Origin of the sequence: Buttiauxella noackiae (assembly GCF_000737905.1) — a bacterium.
GTDB classification, from domain to species: domain Bacteria; phylum Pseudomonadota; class Gammaproteobacteria; order Enterobacterales; family Enterobacteriaceae; genus Buttiauxella; species Buttiauxella noackiae.
The window spans coordinates 1,654,229-1,677,336 of record NZ_JPRU01000001.1; the positions used below are offsets into that span (position 1 = coordinate 1,654,229).

Below are 23,108 nucleotides of genomic sequence, written 5' to 3' on the forward strand. Positions count from 1 at the left end.
TCCTGAATTTTCAGGCCATCAGATACCATTGCTTATGGTCAATCCTTAGATGTATGCCATATATATTCGCAACGTCGCATGGAACAAGCTTTCTTGTGACCGATTTTCCTTTGAAACCAATAACAGCTGTAAATTTATATTATTATCTTCATCAATAAATTGATAATCGGGTGAGGACTTACCAAATTCAACCAAAGTGCCATATTTGGGTTCAAGACTAATCCCTAGTGCTTTATTATCAGTATTACCAACCTTACTATGGTTACTGACACCTTCACTGACAAATGTAATCTCGGCGTTATGGTAATAGATCGCAGGCGAAACCTTGCTTCTGAGTGAGCAATCAATCAAGTGAATATGCAGTGCCTGGGCTGATAAAATATTTTTATTATTCGTTATGAGCTCTTTCTTATCTAACACAGACTCTGCGGGTTGATAATTTTTTTCATTATCTATTGCACAAGTAGATTCAATTATTTCACCAGATACTTTCATCCTCCCTGGAGTACTAATTTGAATAGTGTCAGCTTGTGCAAAATCGGCCAGAAATAATCCGGTCAGTAGACAAAACCAAACCCATCTATTCATAGTTCCCTCCGCTCATTTTCATTGCAGAAAAAACGCAGGAGTATCCCTGCGTTTATGCCAGCACAGAGATTACTGATAGTCGATCTGGAAGTTAATTTCAGACTGGAAAGTACCAGGAGTTACAGTAGTAGAAGCTGTATCAGCTTTTACATATGCAACGAATGGAATGTGGTTGGTACCATTAACCAATGTTACCGGAGAAGAAGCATGTCCCCATACAACTGGCTGGTTACCATTATCAATCAAACCGATACCAGCACCTTTGGCAGTACCAGAAGTAAATGCAGCTAATGCTGAGTTATCTACGTCAACCGTGTTAGGCGTATATGTTACTTTTGCTGTTTTAGCTGTCGTAGTATCACAATCCTGCAGCTCAATTTCTTTATGAACATTGCCAGCTTGCTTATTTTTAGCCAATGCAGATGTTGGAATCTGACCAAAATCAACAGTGACTGGGCTTGATGACGCTGCTAAACCACATGCAGATTCAACTAACTCACCCTTTAACTGGATTACACCATTAGTAGGAGCAACAACTGCGAATGCAGATGCAGAAGTAATACCAGCAGCGATAACTGCAGCCATTGCGAATTTATTAAGCTTCATACAATTTCCTTGCAAATTAATATTTGGCGTCAAACCTGCACTAAAGCAATTAATTTAACACCCAAGAGAAATTTCATTTCCCCACTCATTATTATCTTCACAATCCATTGTTTAAAACATCCAGTAAAGCGAGGCGCATATTAATTGCATTTAAGGAATATAAAAATCTACTTTTTTTAATGTGTAGGTTTTTCCGAGGTGACACTAATTGTTAAACCTGATTATCCGGTATCAAATAATTTATCTAGAAAACCATTCTATCGCTAATGTAATTAAGAAAATCAATGTTAATTTGCGAGGGCAAATATCACAACCAGGAAAACACAATAAAGCAATAAGAAAACCATTTACAATCTTTAATTTAAACAAAATAGCATTAGCGCAACAACCATATAACAAGAAATCATTTAAATAAATAAATAGAGTCCAATTGTTTCCTTGATTACTATAATTGACGAATTAAATATATAGTAATCATGATTATCATATATTTAATATTTATCAAATAAAGCTAATATCACATTGTAAAAATGCTATAGGCGACTAAAAAACTGACTTATTTTTTATAATTTTTTGCAGTGAATCTGCTTTTATCATTACAAAATAAATAGTGATCTAAAGAGCCAATCACCTGCGATAAGAGTGTGATTTCGAGTTGTTGTAAGAGGCCTCAGATGTTCCCGCCTCGTGGCAGACATCTTCGACGGACTTCAGAACAACGATGATATGTTGTTCGGTGAATTGAGCTTTAGATTTGTCGGAAGTGCTCTAAAAGAGAATGGGCAGGTTGCTGCGGGATACTAATAAAGCAAGGGTTACCCCTTGCTTAAGTTATTCAGCATTCAGCGCTGAATTAAATAACGGATTGTTGGGCCATCTTGCTGTATATCCAACACGGTGTAGCCGTGGTTTTGTGCATCTAATGGGATATTGTTGATGGACTGCGGGCAGTCGCTAACCACTTCAAGAATTTGGCCCTTTGCTAATTGCGGCATGGCTTCCAGCGTAGCCACTGCGGGGTAAGGACAGGGTTCGCCCACCATATCCAGGCGGAAATCAGGTATATAATTGTGGCTCATACATTCTCCTTAAGCGGCTGGTTAAGCAGATTTTTACGACGGAAGAAATGTTTTTCCCAGCCGATAACCAGTAAAAATGCTGCCAGCAAGAGTAGATAGGTAACCAGTAATCCACCGAGTGGGCCAAAGGTGTTCAACAGATTGACTTTGTCCCAGCCAGTAGCGAGCGCGGGGGAAAGAGCGTCCCAGTAGTACGCCAGAACGGTGGAACCAATCACATTCCCCAGCCCAACCCACCAATAATGAACTTGTCCTTCCACGGCGCGATACATCCAGCCCGTTTCGCAACCGCCAGCCAGCACAATCCCAAAACCAAACAGTAACCCACCTATGACCGCATTGGGGCCAGCCCACATAATTTTTGGGGCAACACCAAGCTGAACATAGCTGAAAATTCCCACTGCACTGACCGCCATACCCAGAATGATCGCTTTTGCCATATGAGTACGCCCGGTTATCCACATATCCCGGAATGCCGAGGTAAAGCAGATTTGCGCGCGCTCGATGAGCAAGCCAAAAGCGACACCAAACAGCATAGCAATACCGAGCTTTGGTTGATTCATTGCGGTAAGCACACCCCAGCCCACCATTCCTGCAAACACCATCATGCCAACGCGGAAACGGCGTTGTGCTTGCCCTGGATTCTGAGTGAGTGGTGAAGCGGCTGAAACTTTTTGCAGTTTGACAGGGATGCGGAACATGGGCAGAAGAGTGAATTTCGCACCGAACCATGATCCTATCGCGGTCGCTAAGGCAAAGAACCAGGCATGCAAAGAAAACTGAGGGATACCCGTAAAGAATGCAGCCAGATTACAGCCCATAGCCAGACGTGCGCCAAATCCTGCAATAATGCCACCCAGAACGGCCTGGATAATGCGAATACGATGTTGTGGCAGGCGTAATTTCACGTTATTTGCCCACAGCGCAGCAGCAAAACAACCGCCGAACATACCGATAATCATCATGCCGTCAATTCGGGTAAGGGGGTTGCCATCAAGATGAATAAGTTTGAAATATCCCCATTCTTCGGTATGAACCCCAGCTAATTGAAGGAGTTGACCACCCCAGCGGGTAAATTCCCCCGTAACTGCCCAGAATGTTCCTGTCAGGCCGAAATAATAAGTTGAAAGAATACCAGCCGCGATAACTGCGGGCATAGGAGCCCAGAATTTAACCAGATAATTTAGTTTGAATTGTTGCCAGGACATTTTTTCGCCTCTGAACTCAGAAGGTGAGTAACATAATAAGAGGCAGCAATATAAAACTTTTATTCTGTTCCCAACACTCTCCGCAAATTTTTCAGCAAAATACTGCTATTTTTAATGACCTTCATCAAGTAAAAGTACCTCGCTTCGAATCCTGGAAGGGCAAAATTTAGCCAGGCGCAAACGCATGATGCCACGCCATTCTAAGTAAGCTGTCAGCCGGGCCTTCTATCAAACGCATTTGTTTTGATTAGCTTTTCCACCTTCTAAAAATCTCCTTTATTAGTCTATTCACAACCAAAGCAATCCAGATCAAATTTCAAGAGATCACCGTTGTACACAGAGTGCCAATTTAGAGATAGTACCATCAACGTATCCTGTAATTAATTGGAAAAACGGTGGTTATGATGAATATCTATGAAGAGCAATATCAACTATTAAAGCAAAATGGTGCGCAGGCATGGGCTGGCGAAGGTTATAAGCGAGCTCATCAACAATTAGGTATCATTCTGCAAGAATTAGAACAATGTAATATCCTCCCCTCCCCCGGAGCTTCATTTCTGGAGTTAGGTTGTGGAAATGGTGCTATGTCTTCTCAATATATGGCAGAGAGAGGCTATGAAGTATCTGGTGTTGATATTTCACAAACTGCAATTAAGTGGGCTAAAGAGCGATTTTTAACTCTGGGACTTAAAGGAATTTTTATCCAGGGCGATGTCTGTAATCTTCAGCAGTTCAAAGCAGATTCATATGATGTCATTTTTGATGGCAGTTGCTTTCATTGCCTTATTGGTAAACAGCGTGAGTTATGTCTTGCAGAAATAAGGCGCCTGATAAAACCAGAAGGTATCGCTGTAATTAGTACAATGACGGGAAAACCGAAAGATCCTGAAAACTTAAAAGATTTTGATAGCGATAACTACCATTTAATGAGAAATGGTCAACCATGGCGAACATTAAAACCTCTTACGCTGCTGGAAGAAGAGATTAGCGTTCAGGGGTTCTCAATTATTTATACCCATCTGAATCATAACCCGTGGTGGGATCATGCGACTATTTGTTGTAAGCCGATTTAACTATTATTTTCTATAGAAGAAATTCTTATCGCCAGATACCCTCCTTACGATGGCTAGTGATAAAAATCAAGCCATCTCATTCAACTCAATCAATTTCCCGCGATAAAATTTTATATCACCTGAATCTTCTAATTCTCTAACTACTTTTTGAATGGCACTCCTCGATATATTATTCCTGGATAATATGAAATTGTATACAGATGTTGTGTATCGTTCAGATTCATCTAAAGCCCAAATTTCTTTTAAATGTTCAACAACGATCTCCCTGGCCGATGATTTATGAATCAGTTTTCCTTTAGGCATACAAATATATAAATACTTTCTGATGATAAAGAAAGCATCTTGCCATAAGTTTTTTTCTGTAAATAAATCAAACGCAATATTTGAATCAAGGATCCACATAGAACATTCACTTTTACACTGAATGAAATGTGTCAACCCAATATCATGTATATGCCCCAGTCCAATAACTGCGGGGGCTTTAATAGAGTTAGTCAATAGCCCATCTTCAATACGGTGAATAGTAACAACGCCCGACTTAAGGAATGCGACCTGATTATCCTGAATGAGCTCTATATGCTGCCCCTTTTTTCTAACCGCAAAAAATGCATGTTTACATTTTTCTATCTCTTCGCCGACTACTTTAACTGAGTGTCCGACATCCGACCGATAGTTCATATTATAAGCGCCCTATTAATATATTTTTGATTAATTTATTACTTGTTCAATTGGTACGGGCTTACCTGTATGGTATCCCTGTAGCCAATCCACACCCATTCTTATGAGCTCTTGCTTGATCTCTTCATTTTCCACAAATTCGGCAACAACCTGCATTTTTTTAATTTTTGCGACGGTGCAAAACGATCTCACCAAAAAGTGATTTAAGTCGTCATGAAGAATCTTGCGGATAAATGAACCATCTATCTTAAGGATATCAGCATCTATTTCTTCAAGGCGAGAATAGCTGGAACAACCTGTACCAAAGTCATCAATGGCTATCTTGCAACCAAGACTGCGCATCTTCTCAAGCTTTAAAGCAGCTACCTGAGTATCAATAATGTCCGTTTCGACAATTTCAAAAATAATTCTGTGCGGCGATATTTGATACTTCTTAAATAACATCGTCAGTTGGTCAATAAAATGAATGTGATGCAGTGTGCGCGGTGCTAAATTAATACTAAACTTGCTCTCAGATTTAGATTCATCAAGTGACTGTATAAATCTAAACGTTTGTTCAATAACGGTCATATCTAGTTGGGCAAGGATGCCCGCCTGCGCTGCAATAGGTAGAAAAGCGTCAGGGAATAACAGCTTTCCATTTTTGTTTCTGATACGGATCAGAACTTCATGATAATATGAATCTGTGCGTGATGAGATTATTGGCTGAGCCATAAGTATAAACGACTGGTTGTCTACAGCACTTTGAAGCTCACCCCGTATATTGTCATTACTTGTTATGTTACTTCCCACACTCATACAGTCTTTATCATCCCAGGTCACCATCACCGGAACTTCACTATTTAGAGATTCCGCGGCGACAGCAGACAATTTACCGACAATCATTAATAAATTATATTTTTCTGGCAAACTCTGCATATAAGTCAGCCCGGAGTTAATACCGAATATATTTTTCCCATACGAAAAACGGTACACCTTAACTAATGAATAGATATCCTGGATATGTTTTTTATCAGGTGTGCCAAGTCGAATATAAAGGCCGTAACCGGGTTGATAATATATATCTTCATTATCCTGAAGATGAGGAAGAAGATAAGCAGCCAATGATTTAACGAACATAAATCTAATACTAAGACCATGCGTTTGCGTCAAAGACCAAAGCTCAGGGCAATGGATTAAAGCAAGCCCTGATCCTGGATAATCAATAAGAGATTTCTTGAGTGCATAAACATTAGGCAGACCAGTATAATACTCCGTCTGCATGAGCCTGGTGATCTTTTTGATATATGAGCGATTACTTGAAACCAGTACCCCGGATAAAACCAAAGAAAATGACACAACTAATATTGTGGCAGAGGCCGTAGCCAAAGGTTCAAGTTTTTCCAGTTCACTACCGGAGTAATTATAATTTAAATAGCCGACACTGTGGAATCCAAGCAGAATTAAAATAGCACTCCAGATCGGAACAATAAAAGAATGACCAATAGTTACTGTTCCCCAAACCATTATCGGAAGTAACAATAACAAACCATACCCTGTAAATAATAGAAATATATGCTTAGTTGATAGTAAGCAATACATGATGCCTATGAGAGAGCATAGCCATAAAATTCGATAGATTATAGGTGAGCCTGAAAATATTATTTTTCTTTGTTCATTAACATATCGTAAACACCATGCAGTATTACTTATACATCTGAGAATCAGATAACAGAACGGCACCCCAGTAAGACATGATGTCAGCACCCATTGAGTGTTAATCAAGTTTTTGGTGGTAAAAAAGTCACCATAAAGAACTTCATCAAAATGAAATAAAAACAATATTAACTGATGAATACACTCAAACATTACAGAATTAAAAACAACTAACCAGCCGATCCGCTGAAATCTTAATTTGTAGCGCCCAAAGCTGACTGCACCTTTGCTGCCAACAGAAATAAAATATATCAGACAACTGATTGTGGCAGACAATAACTGTGAATAAACAGTGAGATTTTGCAACACTGATTGAGTGTTTAAAGTATAGATAAAAAGCAACCCGAGCGCAGGTATAGCTCTGACGCCATATAAAACCAGCAGTGCTGTAAACAAGGGTAGTCGAAGATCATAGAATGTCAGAGCAAACCCATCTACTTCAGCACTACTCGTCAGTAAACTAAAGACATGATAAAACAGAAACAACAAGACAGTCGCTTCAATCATGCGTTTAGTCGTATTTCTGGTCTCTGCACTTATTTGCATTAAAAAACTTCCATCTTTCAATATATAAAAAACATCCGTGTGAGATTAAGGCTCGAATTAACATGATGATGTTAATTGAAGTTCCTTTTCATAGGTTGAAATCTTATTAGAGCAATGATGGTTTTCTTTCAGCACCTGACATAATTTCTCTACCGGCAACGGACGCCAGAAAAGGAATCCTTGTGCAAGTTCGATTCCAACAGAGCAAACCTGGGCAAGTTCCTGGTCAGTTTCAATCCCTTCAATAAGAACCTGCCGCAGCTCATCTTCAGTTTCAACACCTTCAATAACAAGATTGCAGTGCGTGAGTCGACACAGCCTGGTGACTTGTTTTAAAAATTGAAGCCCGCCATTTTCAGAAAGCCCCTGCACAAGTGAACGATCAAGCTTTATCTTGTCGAGTGGATAACGTGTCAGATAATTTAATGTTGAGTACCCTGCCCCAAAGTCATCAAGAGCAATACGAATCCCCATTGATTTTAATTTTGTCAGCACCGAGGTTACATTAACCGGGTCGATAACAGCTTGCGACTCGGTGATTTCCATCTCAAGAGTCCAACCTGGAGGTAAAGGTTTATCCAGCACTTGGGATATGACTTTAAATAGTCTCTTGTCTAATAGTGTTTGTGCCGAGACATTGACCGACAGTGTCATTTCATTAAATTCTTGAAGATGATGATGTAGATAGTTAACAGACTGCTCAATAACCCAGAAATCTATATCAGCCATCGCGTTGAGGCGATCATAGTATTGTAGGAAAATGGGCGGTGTAATTTTCCCATCTTCACCCTGATGGCGGATTAATGCCTCAACACCAATAATCCGACGGTCGGAAATCCGTACCTGAGGCTGAAAATAGAGAATGAAATGACCACTAGATTGTAATTGTTGCACATTGTTTAGTGCCTCCAGATAAGATTTTTCTTCTGACTGAAGCGTATGCCCTGGAACCAGGTCCAAATTTGTCGGGGGTAAAAACAAATTAAACTCAGGCGTTTTTGTTTTGCTAATAGACCATTTTCTAACAAAGGGTGTGTAGATAAGCGCGCTTATCCCAATAATAACGATATTCAATACAATAGCTGAGACCGATCCCCCGGTAGCAAGCCAGGTGCTCAAAATAGGTGGCACACTCCAGTTCACCGCTTCAGAAACAGGTGGCACCAGATGCCAGACCGTTGCTGTGTAGGCTATCGTATAGGAAACAGCCGGCACCAGAACAAATGGGATAATCAGCAAGGGGTTCATGACTATCGGCAAGCCAAAGATCAGTGGTTCATTCACATTAAATAGTGACAATGGAAGCGACAAACCAAGCATATGCCGATGCGGTGATTTTTTATTCAACAGTATGCACAACAGCATTCCCAGGGTGTTCCCTGTGCCACCCATCGTGCACCAGATATTATAAAAAACGGGGCTAATGACATTTAGCTGTGCTTGTCCCGCATGCCAGGCTGCAATATTGCTATTCATATCGGCAATAAATCCGGCATCAATATCCGCACAGATAAAATATCCATGAATTCCAAAGAACCACGGTATGCAGCGCAGAACAATATATATGAGTCCATCTACAAAGTTATCAGGGTAAGAGTGCAGTAGCGTTTGAGATATTACGGGGAAGACTGAAAGATATATGGAATGAGCCAGCACGCCAATAATCAGTGTCACAAAGGTGATGATGAGTACAGAACCGAAGAAAAGAGCCGATGTTTTTCGGCTTTTACTTTTCAGGAAATGAATTGAATCGACTAATGCTATGGCCTTTTCCAGCAAAAAATTGACTGTGATGCCGGAAAGTAATGCCAAGGGAACAGTTATATCAAAGAAGAAAAGCTTGTCATTACTGATAACCCTGCTAATAAATAGCAAGCTACATAAATTAATGGTCAGAAAGTGGATAACTGAATAGCGATTACGAATTGCCCAATGCAAGGCCATAAAGGCATTTATTGCGATCGGCATAAAGTCTGTAAGCGTTTCTTGTAGCTGGAACAGCTGTACAGAAAAACTCCCCCATCCCAACTGGTTACAGACAATTGAGCTCACGAGAAGTAGCGCACGGATGATGGCAAAGGGAACAATAGCTAATGAGCTTGCAACAATAGATTTTATAATTCGGTTATTAAATAACAAAATCCTACTGTTATTGAGCTGATAAATAAAAGTGTTCTGAAACCATGTACTCATCTCAAAAATACTCTTTTTTGGACATTTATTACCTGACTGGCAACTATATTTATAAATATTATGAATATTTCCAACCACGGAAATTAATTTACTAACTTTAATTCATCAGAGTTTCTTACTAATTCATGTTACTGGAAAGATGCATATATTTTACTGCTTATGATGCAACCAATCTCACATATCATGAGGGTGTTAGCGCGAAAGCCATTAGCATGCTTAATATATAAACACAGATCGATATAAACGATCAATAAATTAATTTCGATAGATTTAATCAATAGGTCACATAGATCATTCACCAACAATAGATCGATAAAACCTATCAGATTGTTTAGTTATATGATTAAGTTTTAATAAAATGTTAATTTGCCTTGCGATGTTTTTTTAATTACAGAAAATTAAAATAGAATATTTTTTTGCATAATTTAAGAGTGAAAACATGTGATATAACGAACAGGCGAATAATAAACAAACAACAATGTAAGTGTTTGTTACTATTGTTTATTTGGAATGAATATAGCGTCTAACCAGAAAGCCTTGATGGTTAGCATCAATTTATTGTAACAATGAATTAGTTTATAACCCCTGACCTGGCGATCACGAAAGTTGTGTGATTACCGTTATCTGTTTAATTGGCTTACCAGCTCGTGGTGGTACCAGGTATTTTCCACAGAAGGGTCTATGGGCAGGAAAATACGCATCATTAAAAAATGGTTTCGTCGCTATGGCCCATTTCAGCCAATGTTTGAGATGCGTATAGATGATATTCAGGGGCTGCCGACATAGCAGCCCTTGCTTTAAAATTACCCATCCGAATACGGTAATCGCCTGCGCGTATTGGGCGCAGACTCAAATATCCCCTTAGCCATAGCTTCTCCTATTTCCGCACAGACAGTCAGCCCCTGAACAAAGGGTTGATCGTGCATCAGATAAGGTATCGCCCCAAAAGCAATGCGCCCACGTACAGATTCCGGTTGTAGTAATGTGTAGTCCTCACCGACATCGGGAATATCATCGCCGCCAGACTCGAGCTGTTTTCGTAAAGCAGGAAACGGTAGATCTTTGGTCTTAAGCGGCTTTTGCCCTCGGGCATCAATAAAAACGTCAAACTTATAAACATTTTGCCCGACGGAAATCTCCGTCTGTTGCTCTTTTACATCCATCTTATAATCCGGCCCGAGCGTAAGGACGCTGATTATCCCGGCCTCACGTAACGCCAGTAAACGTCGAATTGATTGCGATGGTATTGCGGCGTAATTATCGATGAACACTCGTGCAAGTCCCACGTTAAAACGTTCCCGATCCTGCTCGTCCAGATAAGGCACAATCGGCTGGACGGCTTCATGTAAGCGAAGAATCACGTAACGCCAGGGAACCGTTCGCTTGTCGCGCTTATTGCGTTCAACTTCATAAAGATTGGCTTCAGCCCAGTGAAACGGGTCGTTCATTTTTCTGTCAGCAAACCAGGCCTTAGCAAAACTATCGGCATCCAGGGTATTGAGCGCCAGATGTTTGCTCCAGGCCGGGTCAGCACATTCAATTTCCTTAACCATCAGGCCGAAAACCCGATTGAGAAGGCCATCGGCTCCTGCTGAAATTTCGTGATCAATCGCCTCTTGCGTCACGATAGTTAATGGCTCGTAAGGAATTGGACAGTAAAAATCAGCTTCCGGCAAAATACCCGATCGGGACATAAGCACAATGCGAAGCTTTTCGCTCCCCTCATCGAGATTGAAATGGATTTGCTCTCGCTCCGATTCAACAAACTCGCCATGCTGGATAACCACTGCCATTGCGGCATCCAGAGCACTCAGCGATGTCCCCATAATTCCAACCTTACACGCGCCTATTTTTGCCTCCATCAGCCCCGACCATGGGCTTGGGAAAAAGGTGCGAGTCGACTTCTCCTCATCAGGCCAGACATGCCCGGTGGCAATCACGGCGAGATCAAACAACGCAGGCGAAGGTTCGCCTTCCGCCCACAGTTTTACACCCTCGTTAGTCGCCTCCAGATCGGTGACCTGGCACGATTCATGAACCTCCACATGGAACCCTTGCTCTTTTGCCTGAACAACCAGCTCCATAAACTGATCGCGGAAGTACTCGCCAAGAAGAATACGCGGTAAAAACTGTCTGATATGAAGTGAGTCATGGCGAACACCATAACGCGCCAGATGATCTTCACTTTGGCTGCGCAACCAGTCGATGTAGGTCGAAAAAATAGGCGGGATTTCGATGCTGGCAATATTGGCCAGCATCATTCGCGAGTTTTCTTCATCACTGTAAGGCATACCAACCCCTGCCTCACTCCCCTGCTCATAGACAGAAATGGAGAGGGGCACTTGCTTCTTAAGAAGGGAGAAAAGAGTGTAAATGCCCGTAGGGCCCGCGCCGACAATAGCGATTCTTTTCATCAATCTGCACCCACCGTTGTTATAAAGTCTTCCATCTCTCTGTTGAGATTAGGCTCATTCAACGGATTCTGGCAATTTATCGGCCAAACAAATTCGTTTTACCTGGCATGGGTTACCTGCGGCAATGACTCCGGCAGGAATATCATGTTTCACTACGCTTCCAGCACCTATAGTGCTGCCTTTACCAATAGTGACACCCGGCAAAATAATAGATCCCCCACCGATCCATACATCATCACCAATAACGACCGGACGTGCGCTGCCAATATGTTGGTTTCGCATCTCAGGGTCCAGTGGGTGCTGAGCGGTATAAATTTGTACATCAGGAGCAATAAATACGTTATTACCAATCGTCACTGGCGCACAATCCAGGAGCACAAAATTGAAATTAATAAATACATTATTACCAATATGGGTATTACAGCCGTAATCAATCCGCATCCCTTTTTCGAAATGAACATTCTCGCCAACACTGCCAAATATTGTGCGAATTAGCCTCTCTTTTTCAGTAACTGCACGGGCGTTCAACGCATTAAACTCATCAACGATATCGCGTACCCGGTAACGAATTTCACGTAACTCTGGGTCGTTAATATTATAATTTTCACCACTCACCATTTTGCTAAATTCGCGCATTCTCAACTCCTCACAGGCTATTGATGTTGTTAAATCATATTTTTTAGCGCTGATAAATAACGACCTTCCGCAAACTACATAGTCAGCACAAACGTCAATATATTCAGTTGGTTCTTACAACACCGAAAAGTAGCACAAAATTTATCCATACTGTTTTTTTGTATCGCTATGGTCCCACCTGATAAAAACATCTAAAAAACCAAACCATCTTATTGTTATTTATATAGTTACCTTGCTATTCACTGAATTTATCAATTATGTCGCACTCATCACACAAATGATCACCACAGCAAAATAATCCATATATCTGCCTACCCGGAGTCAGACACTTTCTGAAAAGATCTTATAAAGTGCAGTCATTCGTTTTCGGAAACTACATTGAGCTTGCGGGATTTTGGAGATTTATTATGTCTAATGAAGTACTGCCTGGTTACCCCAGTCACCTCAATACCAGAGCGCGCGACTCGCGCCGAATGACACTGTTTGTTTCCGTTTCTGCGGCGGTGGCGGGCCTGTTATTTGGACTTGATATCGGAGTGATTTCTGGTGCTTTACCCTTTATTACTCAGCACTTTACTTTAAATAGCCAACAGCAAGAGTGGGTTGTGAGTACCATGATGCTAGGCGCGGCAATGGGGGCACTCGCAAACGGCTGGCTCTCATCTGCGTTGGGTCGCAAATATAGTCTTATGGCAGGAGCAATATTATTTATTATCGGCTCACTCGGCTCAGCCCTGGCGCCAACGGTTGAAATATTGATGATCTCACGCGTCGTCCTTGGGATGGCTGTGGGGATTGCTTCATACACAGCTCCTCTATATCTCTCTGAAATGGCAACGGAAGATATTCGTGGGAAAATGATCAGCATGTATCAGCTGATGGTGACTCTGGGTATTTTGCTGGCGTTCTTATCAGATACGGCCCTGAGCTACAGCGGCGACTGGCGAATGATGCTTGGCATACTGGCAATTCCGGCATTCCTGCTGCTGATTTTGGTCGTCTTTTTGCCTAATAGCCCACGTTGGCTGGCAGCTAAAGGGCGACATATTGAAGCCGAAGAAGTATTAAGTAAATTGCGAGACACTTCCGAGAAAGCGCGCCAGGAATTGCAGGATATCCGTGAAAGCCTCAAGCTAAAACAGCACGGTTGGGAACTGTTCAAAATGAACAGCAATGTGCGCCGCGCCGTATTCCTGGGCATGTTGTTGCAAGCGATGCAGCAGTTCACCGGCATGAATATCATTATGTATTACGCACCAAAAATCTTTGAAATGGCGGGTTTCACAACCACGCATGAACAGATGATGGCAACCATTGTTGTCGGCCTGACGTTTATGCTCGCCACCTTCATTGCTATTTTCATGGTCGATAAAGCAGGACGTAAACCAGCACTGAAAATTGGTTTTAGCGTTATGGCTGTTGGTACGCTGGTGTTAGGTTACTGCCTGATGCAGTTTGATAATGGCAATGCTTCAGAAGGTTTGTCTTACCTGTCGGTAGGTATGACTATGATGTGTATCGCAGGTTATGCGATGAGTGCCGCACCTGTAGTCTGGATTCTGTGCTCCGAAATTCAGCCGCTGAAAAGCCGTGATTTTGGGATTACCTGTTCAACCACCACTAACTGGGTGTCGAACATGATAATTGGTGCAACGTTCCTGAGCCTGTTAGATGCAGTAGGCCCGGCGGCCACATTCTGGTTGTATACCGGACTTAATATTGCATTTATTGGCGTTACGTTCTGGCTAATTCCAGAAACAAAAAATGTCACGCTCGAACACATTGAGAAGAAACTGATGGCAGGTGAAAAGCTGCGTCATATTGGGCAGTAACTCCGCCAGAGCAATAAACCCTGACCTCATCAGTCAGGGTTTATCTATTTCATCTGGCAATTAAAGTGAGTTATCCATGCCGAATGGGTAACTCTCAATACAATTGCGACCATTATTTTTTGCCTGATATAACATTTTATCTGCTTTATTAATAAGTCGCTGGTAGTCAGGATGGTTATCAAACTCGACCAAACCTGCACTGATGGTGACATTAAATGAAGTATCCACATCGACTTCAATCTTCTGGCTGGCAATATAATTGCGCAGGCGCTCCGTTAAGAGTTGAGCCTGAGACAGTGTCGTTTCCACCAGCAATAACATAAATTCTTCACCACCGTAGCGGAAGACATAATCACTACTGCGTGCATACTCATGTAACCACACCGCAATACTTTTGAGAGTGTTATCACCAACGGCGTGACCATAGTTATCATTGATTTTTTTGAAGTAATCTATGTCCAATAAAGCGATTGTAAAAGGCTTGCCGGAACTAATGGATAATGCGATCTCACGTCTCATAATCGTCGGAATAAAGCGACGAGTGAGTAGTTTGGTCATTGGATCTTTACCATTCTCACTTTTCACTATCTCTTCAAATATAGAGCTAAGAATCATATTAACCTGTTCAATATCTTGCCTTAACAGGCGTAACAGATGAATACGACTAAAAGTATTTGATGATTCATTTGCAAACTCAGTGGTAATAAGCCTGTCTATTTTTTGGATCAGAGAGTCGATTTTTTTAATTAAATCAGGTTGCCTGAAAATATGCTGGCCTTTATGAGAAAACCATAGCCCAAATTCAGAATCACTGAGTAGCACACGCTCTTCAAAGGGCAATTCGGTCGCAATGTTATAAATAAACTGATTTTCCCAATCTTTCAAAGCACCTAACTGACGTTCACGTTCAACGCTCATATCATCATAAACCGTCAGCAGGCGAAAATGCTCTTGATCGTGCATCATTTTCTGATGTGATGGCGTAAAAGCAACAGTCATGACTTCAATTGCCGAATCAATTGCCATGCCACTGAAAAATATAGCATCGCTGATTTCTTTTTCTGAGAGTAGCGGTTTATTTAGTAGCAATTGAAACAGCTCATACTTGAGCTTTCTGGCGCCACGGGCGACAAGATCGATAGGCAGACCGATACGAGCGTGAACCTCACCAACATTGCGCTGATGAGTAATTAACTCAGATAAATCTTCACACGAACTACCCAGCACTTTTCGCAACCAGTTGTTCATACTGGCGCTAAGTCTCTCCTCAACTTGAGCGGTGCTAAGAAATAATTTTGCCTTCTCATCCTGCAACATATATTGATAATACGCATCAACCAGTTGCCAGACCTCCTGATCACTAAGGTTCATAAGGATCTGATGAGTTGCAGTATTTGTATTATTAATTAACAACTGCCACTCATTTTTAATAATATCGTAATTAAGAGGTTGGATGTTTTTCATAAGTGTAACATTTATTCTTCGCGAGATATTAATTCTATTAAGGAATTCCCAAGTGTTCTGAATATTATATCAACCTCTGTTTTTTGTATAATATTATCCTTTCCAGGTATATATAATATCCTTTCTTAAACTCACCACATTTCAACAAGCTAAACTGTTTTAAATGCGTCAATTCTACTGCCATGGAACCCAGTATTGCCGCAATACTAAAAAACCTGCTGCCAGATAAAAATAGATTACTTAAAACTCCCCAACTGCTTGCGGATATGGTGCTGTAGCACTGCCAGCATGCTGGCACCAGACAACCCAATCATCAGCGCACCATTCACCGCTTCGAGTGGGCCAAGCAGCTTCCATTTCGTACTCATCACGATATCGCCATAACCTAACGTGGCAAAATTAACGCCAGAGTGATAAACAGCCTCTTGCAACGAAGAAAACTCCCCCAGCCACAGAAACAAAATTCCCCACAGCATGATTTGCAGCAGATTACCCAGCAATACAATAATGATGATGCCGAACAACGCCAGTACGCCATACAACATCCCTTCTCTCTGGTGGAAACGCTTGATGTAAAAGCGAATGCACCAAATAGACATAAGTGATTGCAGCAACATATTGCACAGAATGACAGGCATCCCAGTAATCAAGACCAACAACATTTTAACCCCCTTAGTCGGTTTCGGCAGTTGGGCGACCAGCCAACTGCCAGCGTTCAAACAGCACCACACATGCCCAGCCATACAGGGCAACAGCAACATATAGAGAACAGCGCATCAGCGATGCCAGCCAGACATCTTTGCCGGAAGCACTGTCCTGAATTGCTGGGCCAAACAGAATCAGGCAGGTGACCCAGGCATTACTCCAGAAAGAGGGGGTAAATCGGCTAACCGCTAATCGAACCAAACGTCGCGCAACCCAAAGACTAACGAGAGCCATCCAGAGCACCAGCATCAGGAATGAAGGCCAGATGCTAAGCCCAAACCACATCACCATAGCCAACAGCGCTCCCATCAGCGTCGATAGCACCAACTCTTTCCCGACCTGTTTTGCCGCAAGCGTGTTGGTTTGCTGTGCCAGCATCACCGTTTTCATCACCGCCGGGATATAAAACGCAGGGTTGCTTAACGCTAACAACCACACCGGCAATACAATAAGCACCGCACGCAACGCCAGCTGGTGTGGAGATTGAGGAGGCAGCAGCACCTTAACTGCTGAAGCAGGTGTGGCCTGCGGCGGGAACAGCACTAACGCAAACCGGTTAACCACCGTACCAATGATGATGCCAAGCCCCATCATTTGGGCAATACCAATAGCAAGTGACTGCTCGATAAGTCCGGCAATCGGAATGATGGTAATGGCCGTCGTCAGTAGCATGGCCTGAGTCCCCTTCCCTCTAAGCCCCATCAACATCAGCAGGTAAAGCAGTAGCGCCGTAAATAGCAGTGCAGGAAACGGGTAGTGCGTCAGTAAAGGCACCATCAGCACGCCACCAATCATGGTCATCGTCAGCACTAAGCCAACAACCATCCCCTTTTTGATAGGCAAAGGTTTCCCCTGACACAACACAATCCAGGCCATAATGCAGCCCAAATGCGGCATCGGTAGAGCAAGGCCGTAGCAGACCAGAGCCGCAATGGCCGATCCCACTCCCATTCTCAGTACCGCACGATCCCCGTTATGCATGGCCTACCTCAGTAGATATACGAGAACCAGCTCATCAGTCGTATGTAGATGCTTCCGAAGAAGCTCATTACGCCAGCACCATTGGCATAGACCAATACATCCGCCTGCCCACCGACCCGCAAGTTTTTAACCGGGGGGAAATCGTCTTTAACAAAGGCAATTTTTACCGGGAACCGCTGCGCCTGGCGTAACCAGTCACGGCTATTATCGACCGTAGGCAGAACACCCGCAGGCTGGCTCTGTGTAGCACTTACGCCATAACTAATACTGCGCACCTGACCTTTGAAAATATGCCCCGGCATGCTGTCGAGCAATATGGCGACTTCATCACCGATATTCACATTGCCGATGTTATTTTCGGTCATATCCGCGCTGATCCAGACATCGTTTATCGCCACCAACGTCATAACGGGAGCTCCCGCACCAAGAAACTGGCCGATGTCAGTCCGTAGATCCGTCACCAGCCCGCGGTTAGTCGCAACGACTATGATATTTTTCCGGTCCAGTTCGGCTTTTTGCACCGCAGAGCGAGCGCTCAGCAGCTGTGAGTTATTTTCCCCGGAAATGCCCGCCGCTTCCGTCGCTCGACGCACATCAGCGGCAGCTGCGGCCATCTGGCTACGCGCTGTTTCCCGCGTGGCTTGTGCCACTTCGAGGCGACGAACTGAGATGGTGCCAGGATCTTCACGATACAAACGCTCCTGACGTTCGGCGTCTTTAGCCGCATTTTGATAAGCGGCTGTCGCTGCCTGTAAACCTGCTTTGGCCGCGGCAATGGTTTCATTATTGGCTTTGACCGAACTGAGCACCGTTTCATAGTCTGAGCGAGCCTTAGCCAGCGCGATGTCATAAGGTTCGGGATCAAGCTCAAACAGCTTATCCCCCGGCGAGACTTCCTGATTATCGCGGACATAGACCTTTTGGATTTGCCCTCCCACTTCCGCAGCAATAGGGATAACAAATGCCTGAATCCTCGCCTGAGAGGTATAAGGCGTGAGGCGGTCCGCCGCCAAATACCAGCAAAGCAACAAAATAATAACCACGAGGAGACCTATCACTCCACGTCGACTGGCTTGCCCCGCCGGAGATGAGGATTCTGTCATTGCTGTTTACCTTCTTTGGGTAACGTTGCTGATGGCAAAGGGGCATCCAATAAAGGCACCCAGTTATCACGCTGGCGCAAATGAGCATCGGTTTGCTTATCAACCAGCGGGCGCTCACGCCCTTTCTCCCAACCACCGCCCAGAGCCTTATAGAGCGTAATCAGATCGCGCATCAGCGCACCACGGCTATTCACTAGCCGCTCCTGTTGATTGAACAAGGCTCTTTGTGAATCCAGTACACGCTGGAAGTCAGCCATGCCCTCACGATATTGGGTGTTGGCGATTTCCAAAGAACGGTTTGCCGCTTGCCCAGTTTGGATCAGCAGATCGATCTCTTGTTTGTCATTGGCGTAAGCCACGGCTGCATCATCCACTTCACGTGCGGCCTGAAATACCGTATCCCGGTAGCGTTCATGCAGTTGCAGGAACCGCGCATCTTGTACCAGCACCTGGTTACCCAACCGCCCTTGATCAAGCAAGTTCCAGCTGAATGTCGGCCCCGCCGCCCAGGACAGCGTGCTGCTACCGCCATTTCGGGCGCTAATTCCCACGCTGCCGATAAGAGAAATAGATGGATAGAGTTCAGTTTCTGCCACGCCTATTAAGGCTGACTGTGCCGCTAATTGCCTTTCAGCCGCACGTACATCAGGTCGACGACGCAGCAAATCTGCAGGCAATTCCGACACCAGCGCGAGATTGCCCTTCGGAAGAACTCCTGTGTTATCGACCATTTCGGGCAACGGGCCTGGTTTTCGCGCCAGCAGCACGCTCAATGCGTTCTGGCTCTGACGCAGGCTGGTTTCCAATTGAGGAATACTTGAAAGTGTTGATAGATATTGAGTTCTCGCCTGCTGTACATCCAGCTCAGCACTGTTGCCGCTGAGGAATAAACGTTCTGTGATTTGCAGGCTACGCTGCTGAATTTTGGCGTTACTATGGGTAATTTGCAGGCGCGCTTCAAGCGTACGGATATTCACATACAGTTGTGCGACTTGTGCCGCCATCAGCACCTGAATATCGTCATATTGAGCAAGAGTTGCGAAGTAACTCGCATCGGCAGATTCGACACCACGTTTGAACTTGCCCCAGAAATCAATCTCCCATCCCAGGTTAAATCCTGCGCCGTAGTTGGTGCTGGTAATGTAACGGTCATCATGTAGTTGACCGCCAGTAACGACTTGCCCATCGCCAATAGTTGCCTGAGGTGAGAGTAAGCTTTCTGCAATCCCCAACTGCGCACGTGACTCCAGCAGGCGCAGACCGGCAATTTTAACGTCAGGGTTTTTCCGCAAGGCCTCGTTGACGAGCATGGTAAGCGTCGGGTCATTAAGCTGTATCCACCACTGGTCATAACTGCTCTGGGATGTACCAGATACCATACTCTTCGCCACTGGCTGCCATTGCGTCAGCTCCGGAACTTGCGGGGTTTGATAGTCGGGTCCCAGAGTGGTACACGCGCTCAAGACCAGACTTGCGCCCCCTGTTACCAGCAGACGCCTGAATCTGTCTTCACAGAGCATCTTGCCCGCTCAACGTCGGGCCAGACGGACCTTCTTTAACCCAGGCCATGAAGATTCGATAGCCAATAGAAAGCAAGGTCGCGCCAATAAACATGCCGAGAATACCGTTGGTCGCCATACCTCCCAACGCCCCCAACAGCACCACAGGCATTGGCACATCTACACCGCGCCCCAACAACAAAGGTTTGAGTACGTTGTCCGCCATACCGGCAATAATCAGCAGAACAGTGAAAATGATATTCAGCACCGTTCCGTTGTCGCCCGTCATCCACATAATCGCGATGGCCGGGGCAGTAACCAGTATTACCGGAACCTGGGCAATACCCAGAATCAGAGCCAGAACGAAGAAGATCCCCACGGCAGGAATACCGGCGAACGCCATCACAATACCGGCCAGCAACGCCTGAATGAAGGCAACACCAATGACCCCCATAGCAACTGCACGAATAGTATTGGTGCAGAGTTTTGTCAGGGCCGGGCCTTTTCTCTCATCGGTGATACGTGTGGCGATATTTGTGGCACTTGCTGCGCCCGAAGCGCCCCAGGCCATCATGATACCGGCGACGATAAAGGAGAATACAAAGCCAATCAAACCACCACTCATGCTAGCCAGAATGGTAATAACCTGGCGGGTAATCTCCCCAAGCTGCGGGCCATAGCTTTTAACTAAGGCCGGTAAATCTGTCGCGGCCTTCATCCACACTACATAGATTTTTTCGCCCACAATGGGTATTGCAACCAGGCGATTTGAAGGCTGCGGGATGACCAGGCTATCGCTGGTTACTTTCGTAATAAGAGCACTGACGCTATCACCCAGGGAGCTAATCATCGCGATGGTAGGTACAACGATGAGTAACACACCCAGCAACACCAGTAAGGTCGCAGCCCATCCCTGTTTATTCCCCATACGCGCAGCAAAACGTTGATGAAGCGGATAGAGAGTCACCGCCAGAATAAGTGCCCACAGCAGCATATTCATAAAAGGTGAAATGACAGTAAAACAGAAGGAGGCTAGTGCGAGGATGAGACCAAATTTGATGAACATATCCAGAAATCTGGCAACCAATCTTTTCTCAGCTAAGGGGGTATCATTAATTTCCATGATGCAGTTATTCCAGGTGATAGAGACTACGTGACTATCCAGGCCTTGAGTATTAATGGCCGGGACAGCAGATCGCTGGCATTGCATTTAAAAAAATAGATTGCGCCCAGTAATATAAACCCGTTGGTTTTTATTAACTATTTTGATAATAGAACAAACAGACATTACTGCAAAAATGGCACAAAAGGGGCAGCAGCCAGGCTTACCATCTAAAAACAAACATAAAAAAATAATCTATATAGCGACATTCTATTTTCGATAGCATTTTCCATAAAAATACAAATAAAAAATCAGAACTTAGCACTGGTAAAAACCATATGTGCAATTGAAAATTTCACAATAGCGATTGCGACACCTCACTCACCAATGAAAGCATCACCAGAAACGAACGAAAAGACATCCCCCCAACATCATTGCGGGTGATATTTCTTCTACAGAGTAATTGCTTCGGGGGATACCTAAGTATTAAACCAGTCTTATTAGCACACAACAAAATGGTTTTTTGTTTATTTTTAACAAAGACTATTTAACTTAATGTGAATAATTGCGATATCAAGATAGCGAACCGCTAATAATTAATTGCAAGCCATTAATAATACGAGTTCATATCTAAAAAACGCCACTGTTAGCCTGCAAACTATTTTCACAGAAACAGTAGCCAGCCAGCATTAATCTAACAACGGCAAGATAATACTCTTGCCTCGGGGTGAGGATAAACACAGTCCCCCTTAACCTCAGTTGAACTCAGGCTAATCCCACAACAAATGATTTTTGTGGTACAAAGTACCAACAATTTTTAACCATTTTCTTCGGATGCGTCATGTCTGTTTCCATCGATATTATTTCCTGTATCACCGATCGTTTTGTGGAGCTGACCACGACAGAAAAGCGTATTGCACAATTTATTCTTGATGATGTGCAATCAGCGACCACCTTGTCGATTTCAGAAATGGCGCGGCTTACCGATACCAGCCAGGCGTCGATCACCCGTTTTGCACGCGCAATTGGCTGCAAAGATGTCCGCGAGCTAAAAGTGAAACTTGCCCAGTCGCTGGCGGTAGGGCAACGCTTTATTCTGGATGTGCCTGACCTCGAAGGTGTGCAGGGTATCTACGAAACTATCATTAATGTTCTGGATATTAACCGCCGGGCGCTGAACCCAGAATCGCTGAAAAAAGCGGTGGGATTATTGAGCGACACACGCCAGATTCTGGCTATCGGAATGGGTGGCGGCTCGACGATTTGTGCGCAGGAGGTGCAGTTCCGTCTTTTCCGGCTTGGTCTTCCGGTGGTCAGCCAGAGCGATGGTCTGCTGGTAAGAATGATGTGTTCTTCTGTTGCGCCCAACGATGTGGTGCTTGCGCTTTCGCTGGGCGGCTACACACCGGAAATCATTGAAAGCGCAGCTATTGCCCGGCAGTACGGCGCAAAAGTTATCGCCATCACGCCGCAAGATTCGCCGCTGGCAGAAAATGCGGATATCGTGCTGCCGCTGATCGTGCGTGAAAATGACTACATCTTTAAGCCGAGCACTTCCCGCTACGCGATGTTAGCGATGGTGGATGTGTTAGCAACGGAGCTTGCAATGGCGAATAAAAACCAGGCCAAAGACCGCCTGCGCCGCATAAAGCTGGCGCTGGACAGCCACCGCGGCGGCGTGGATCGGCAGCCGTTGGGGGATTAGG

General features: G+C 44.1%; 18 protein-coding genes. 3 read left to right on the plus strand and 15 right to left on the minus strand.

Annotated elements, in window-relative coordinates; all coding sequences use genetic code 11:
* Nucleotides 1-45 precede the first annotated feature (45 nt).
* The 4 genes from IX31_RS07585 to yedE form a co-directional block, all read right to left on the minus strand.
* The gene (locus IX31_RS07585; RefSeq protein ID WP_034456765.1) at nt 46-588 is read right to left on the minus strand and encodes a fimbrial protein; all 543 of its coding nucleotides are present in this window, start codon (nt 586-588) and stop codon (nt 46-48) included.
* Nucleotides 589-657: 69 nt separating this feature from the next.
* Nucleotides 658-1,194, minus strand: coding sequence for a fimbrial protein (locus IX31_RS07590; RefSeq protein WP_034456767.1), 537 nt, complete (start codon nt 1,192-1,194; stop codon nt 658-660).
* Nucleotides 1,195-2,036: 842 nt separating this feature from the next.
* Nucleotides 2,037-2,273, minus strand: coding sequence for a sulfurtransferase-like selenium metabolism protein YedF (yedF, locus tag IX31_RS07595; protein ID WP_034456769.1), 237 nt, complete (start codon nt 2,271-2,273; stop codon nt 2,037-2,039).
* Nucleotides 2,270-3,481 carry a selenium metabolism membrane protein YedE/FdhT gene (gene yedE, locus IX31_RS07600; protein WP_034456770.1) on the minus strand — a complete coding sequence of 404 codons (1,212 nt, stop codon included), beginning with the start codon at nt 3,479-3,481 and terminating at the stop codon, nt 2,270-2,272. Before yedE ends, yedF begins: the two co-directional genes overlap by 4 nt.
* A 401-nt stretch (nt 3,482-3,882) precedes the next feature.
* Between yedE and IX31_RS07605 the strand changes: the two genes are divergently transcribed.
* A complete protein-coding gene (locus IX31_RS07605) occupies nt 3,883-4,554 on the plus strand; it encodes a class I SAM-dependent methyltransferase (RefSeq protein ID WP_338390762.1) in 672 nt (223 codons plus the stop codon).
* 66 nt (nt 4,555-4,620) lie between these two features.
* On the opposite strand, the gene IX31_RS07610 is transcribed toward IX31_RS07605, so the two are convergent.
* The 5 genes from IX31_RS07610 to IX31_RS07630 all read right to left on the minus strand — a co-directional run bounded on the left by IX31_RS07610 (nt 4,621) and on the right by IX31_RS07630 (nt 12,716).
* Entirely contained in the window at nt 4,621-5,232 is a 612-nt protein-coding gene (locus IX31_RS07610) for a helix-turn-helix domain-containing protein (protein WP_034456772.1), read from the minus strand.
* 30 nt (nt 5,233-5,262) lie between these two features.
* Nucleotides 5,263-7,473 (minus strand): sensor domain-containing phosphodiesterase, encoded by a 2,211-nt coding sequence (locus tag IX31_RS07615; protein WP_051880590.1) that lies wholly within the window; start codon nt 7,471-7,473, stop codon nt 5,263-5,265.
* 57 nt (nt 7,474-7,530) lie between these two features.
* On the minus strand, nt 7,531-9,666 hold the full coding sequence (locus IX31_RS07620) for an EAL domain-containing protein (RefSeq protein WP_034456774.1): 2,136 nt from the start codon (nt 9,664-9,666) through the stop codon (nt 7,531-7,533).
* A gap of 803 nt (nt 9,667-10,469) precedes the next feature.
* Nucleotides 10,470-12,080: an FAD-NAD(P)-binding protein gene (locus IX31_RS07625; protein ID WP_034456777.1), complete on the minus strand. Its 1,611-nt coding sequence runs from the start codon at nt 12,078-12,080 to the stop codon at nt 10,470-10,472.
* Between the two features lie 54 nt (nt 12,081-12,134).
* A complete protein-coding gene (locus IX31_RS07630; protein ID WP_034456779.1) occupies nt 12,135-12,716 on the minus strand; it encodes a sugar O-acetyltransferase in 582 nt (193 codons plus the stop codon).
* A gap of 407 nt (nt 12,717-13,123) precedes the next feature.
* Here IX31_RS07630 and IX31_RS07635 point away from each other — a divergent pair, with 407 nt between their 5' ends.
* Entirely contained in the window at nt 13,124-14,548 is a 1,425-nt protein-coding gene (locus IX31_RS07635) for a sugar porter family MFS transporter (RefSeq protein WP_034456784.1), read from the plus strand.
* A gap of 60 nt (nt 14,549-14,608) precedes the next feature.
* Here the strand turns inward: IX31_RS07635 and IX31_RS07640 are convergent, their stop codons facing one another.
* The 6 genes from IX31_RS07640 to IX31_RS07665 form a co-directional block, all read right to left on the minus strand.
* A complete protein-coding gene (locus IX31_RS07640) occupies nt 14,609-16,012 on the minus strand; it encodes a diguanylate cyclase (RefSeq protein ID WP_034456786.1) in 1,404 nt (467 codons plus the stop codon).
* Between the two features lie 236 nt (nt 16,013-16,248).
* Entirely contained in the window at nt 16,249-16,674 is a 426-nt protein-coding gene (locus IX31_RS07645; protein WP_034456788.1) for an ion channel, read from the minus strand.
* Nucleotides 16,675-16,684: 10 nt separating this feature from the next.
* The gene (locus IX31_RS07650) at nt 16,685-17,698 is read right to left on the minus strand and encodes a DUF2955 domain-containing protein (protein ID WP_034456791.1); all 1,014 of its coding nucleotides are present in this window, start codon (nt 17,696-17,698) and stop codon (nt 16,685-16,687) included.
* A gap of 8 nt (nt 17,699-17,706) precedes the next feature.
* The gene (locus IX31_RS07655; RefSeq protein ID WP_034456793.1) at nt 17,707-18,801 is read right to left on the minus strand and encodes an HlyD family secretion protein; all 1,095 of its coding nucleotides are present in this window, start codon (nt 18,799-18,801) and stop codon (nt 17,707-17,709) included.
* Nucleotides 18,798-20,321, minus strand: a complete 1,524-nt coding sequence (locus tag IX31_RS07660; protein ID WP_034456795.1) for an efflux transporter outer membrane subunit — start codon at nt 20,319-20,321, stop codon at nt 18,798-18,800. The genes IX31_RS07655 and IX31_RS07660 overlap by 4 nt, the downstream gene beginning before the upstream one ends.
* Entirely contained in the window at nt 20,311-21,423 is a 1,113-nt protein-coding gene (locus tag IX31_RS07665) for an AI-2E family transporter (RefSeq protein WP_034456797.1), read from the minus strand. The genes IX31_RS07660 and IX31_RS07665 overlap by 11 nt, the downstream gene beginning before the upstream one ends.
* Nucleotides 21,424-22,243: 820 nt before the next feature.
* On the opposite strand from IX31_RS07665, the gene IX31_RS07670 reads away from it, so the two are divergent.
* Entirely contained in the window at nt 22,244-23,107 is an 864-nt protein-coding gene (locus IX31_RS07670) for a MurR/RpiR family transcriptional regulator (protein ID WP_034456798.1), read from the plus strand.
* Nucleotide 23,108: the final 1 nt, after the last annotated feature.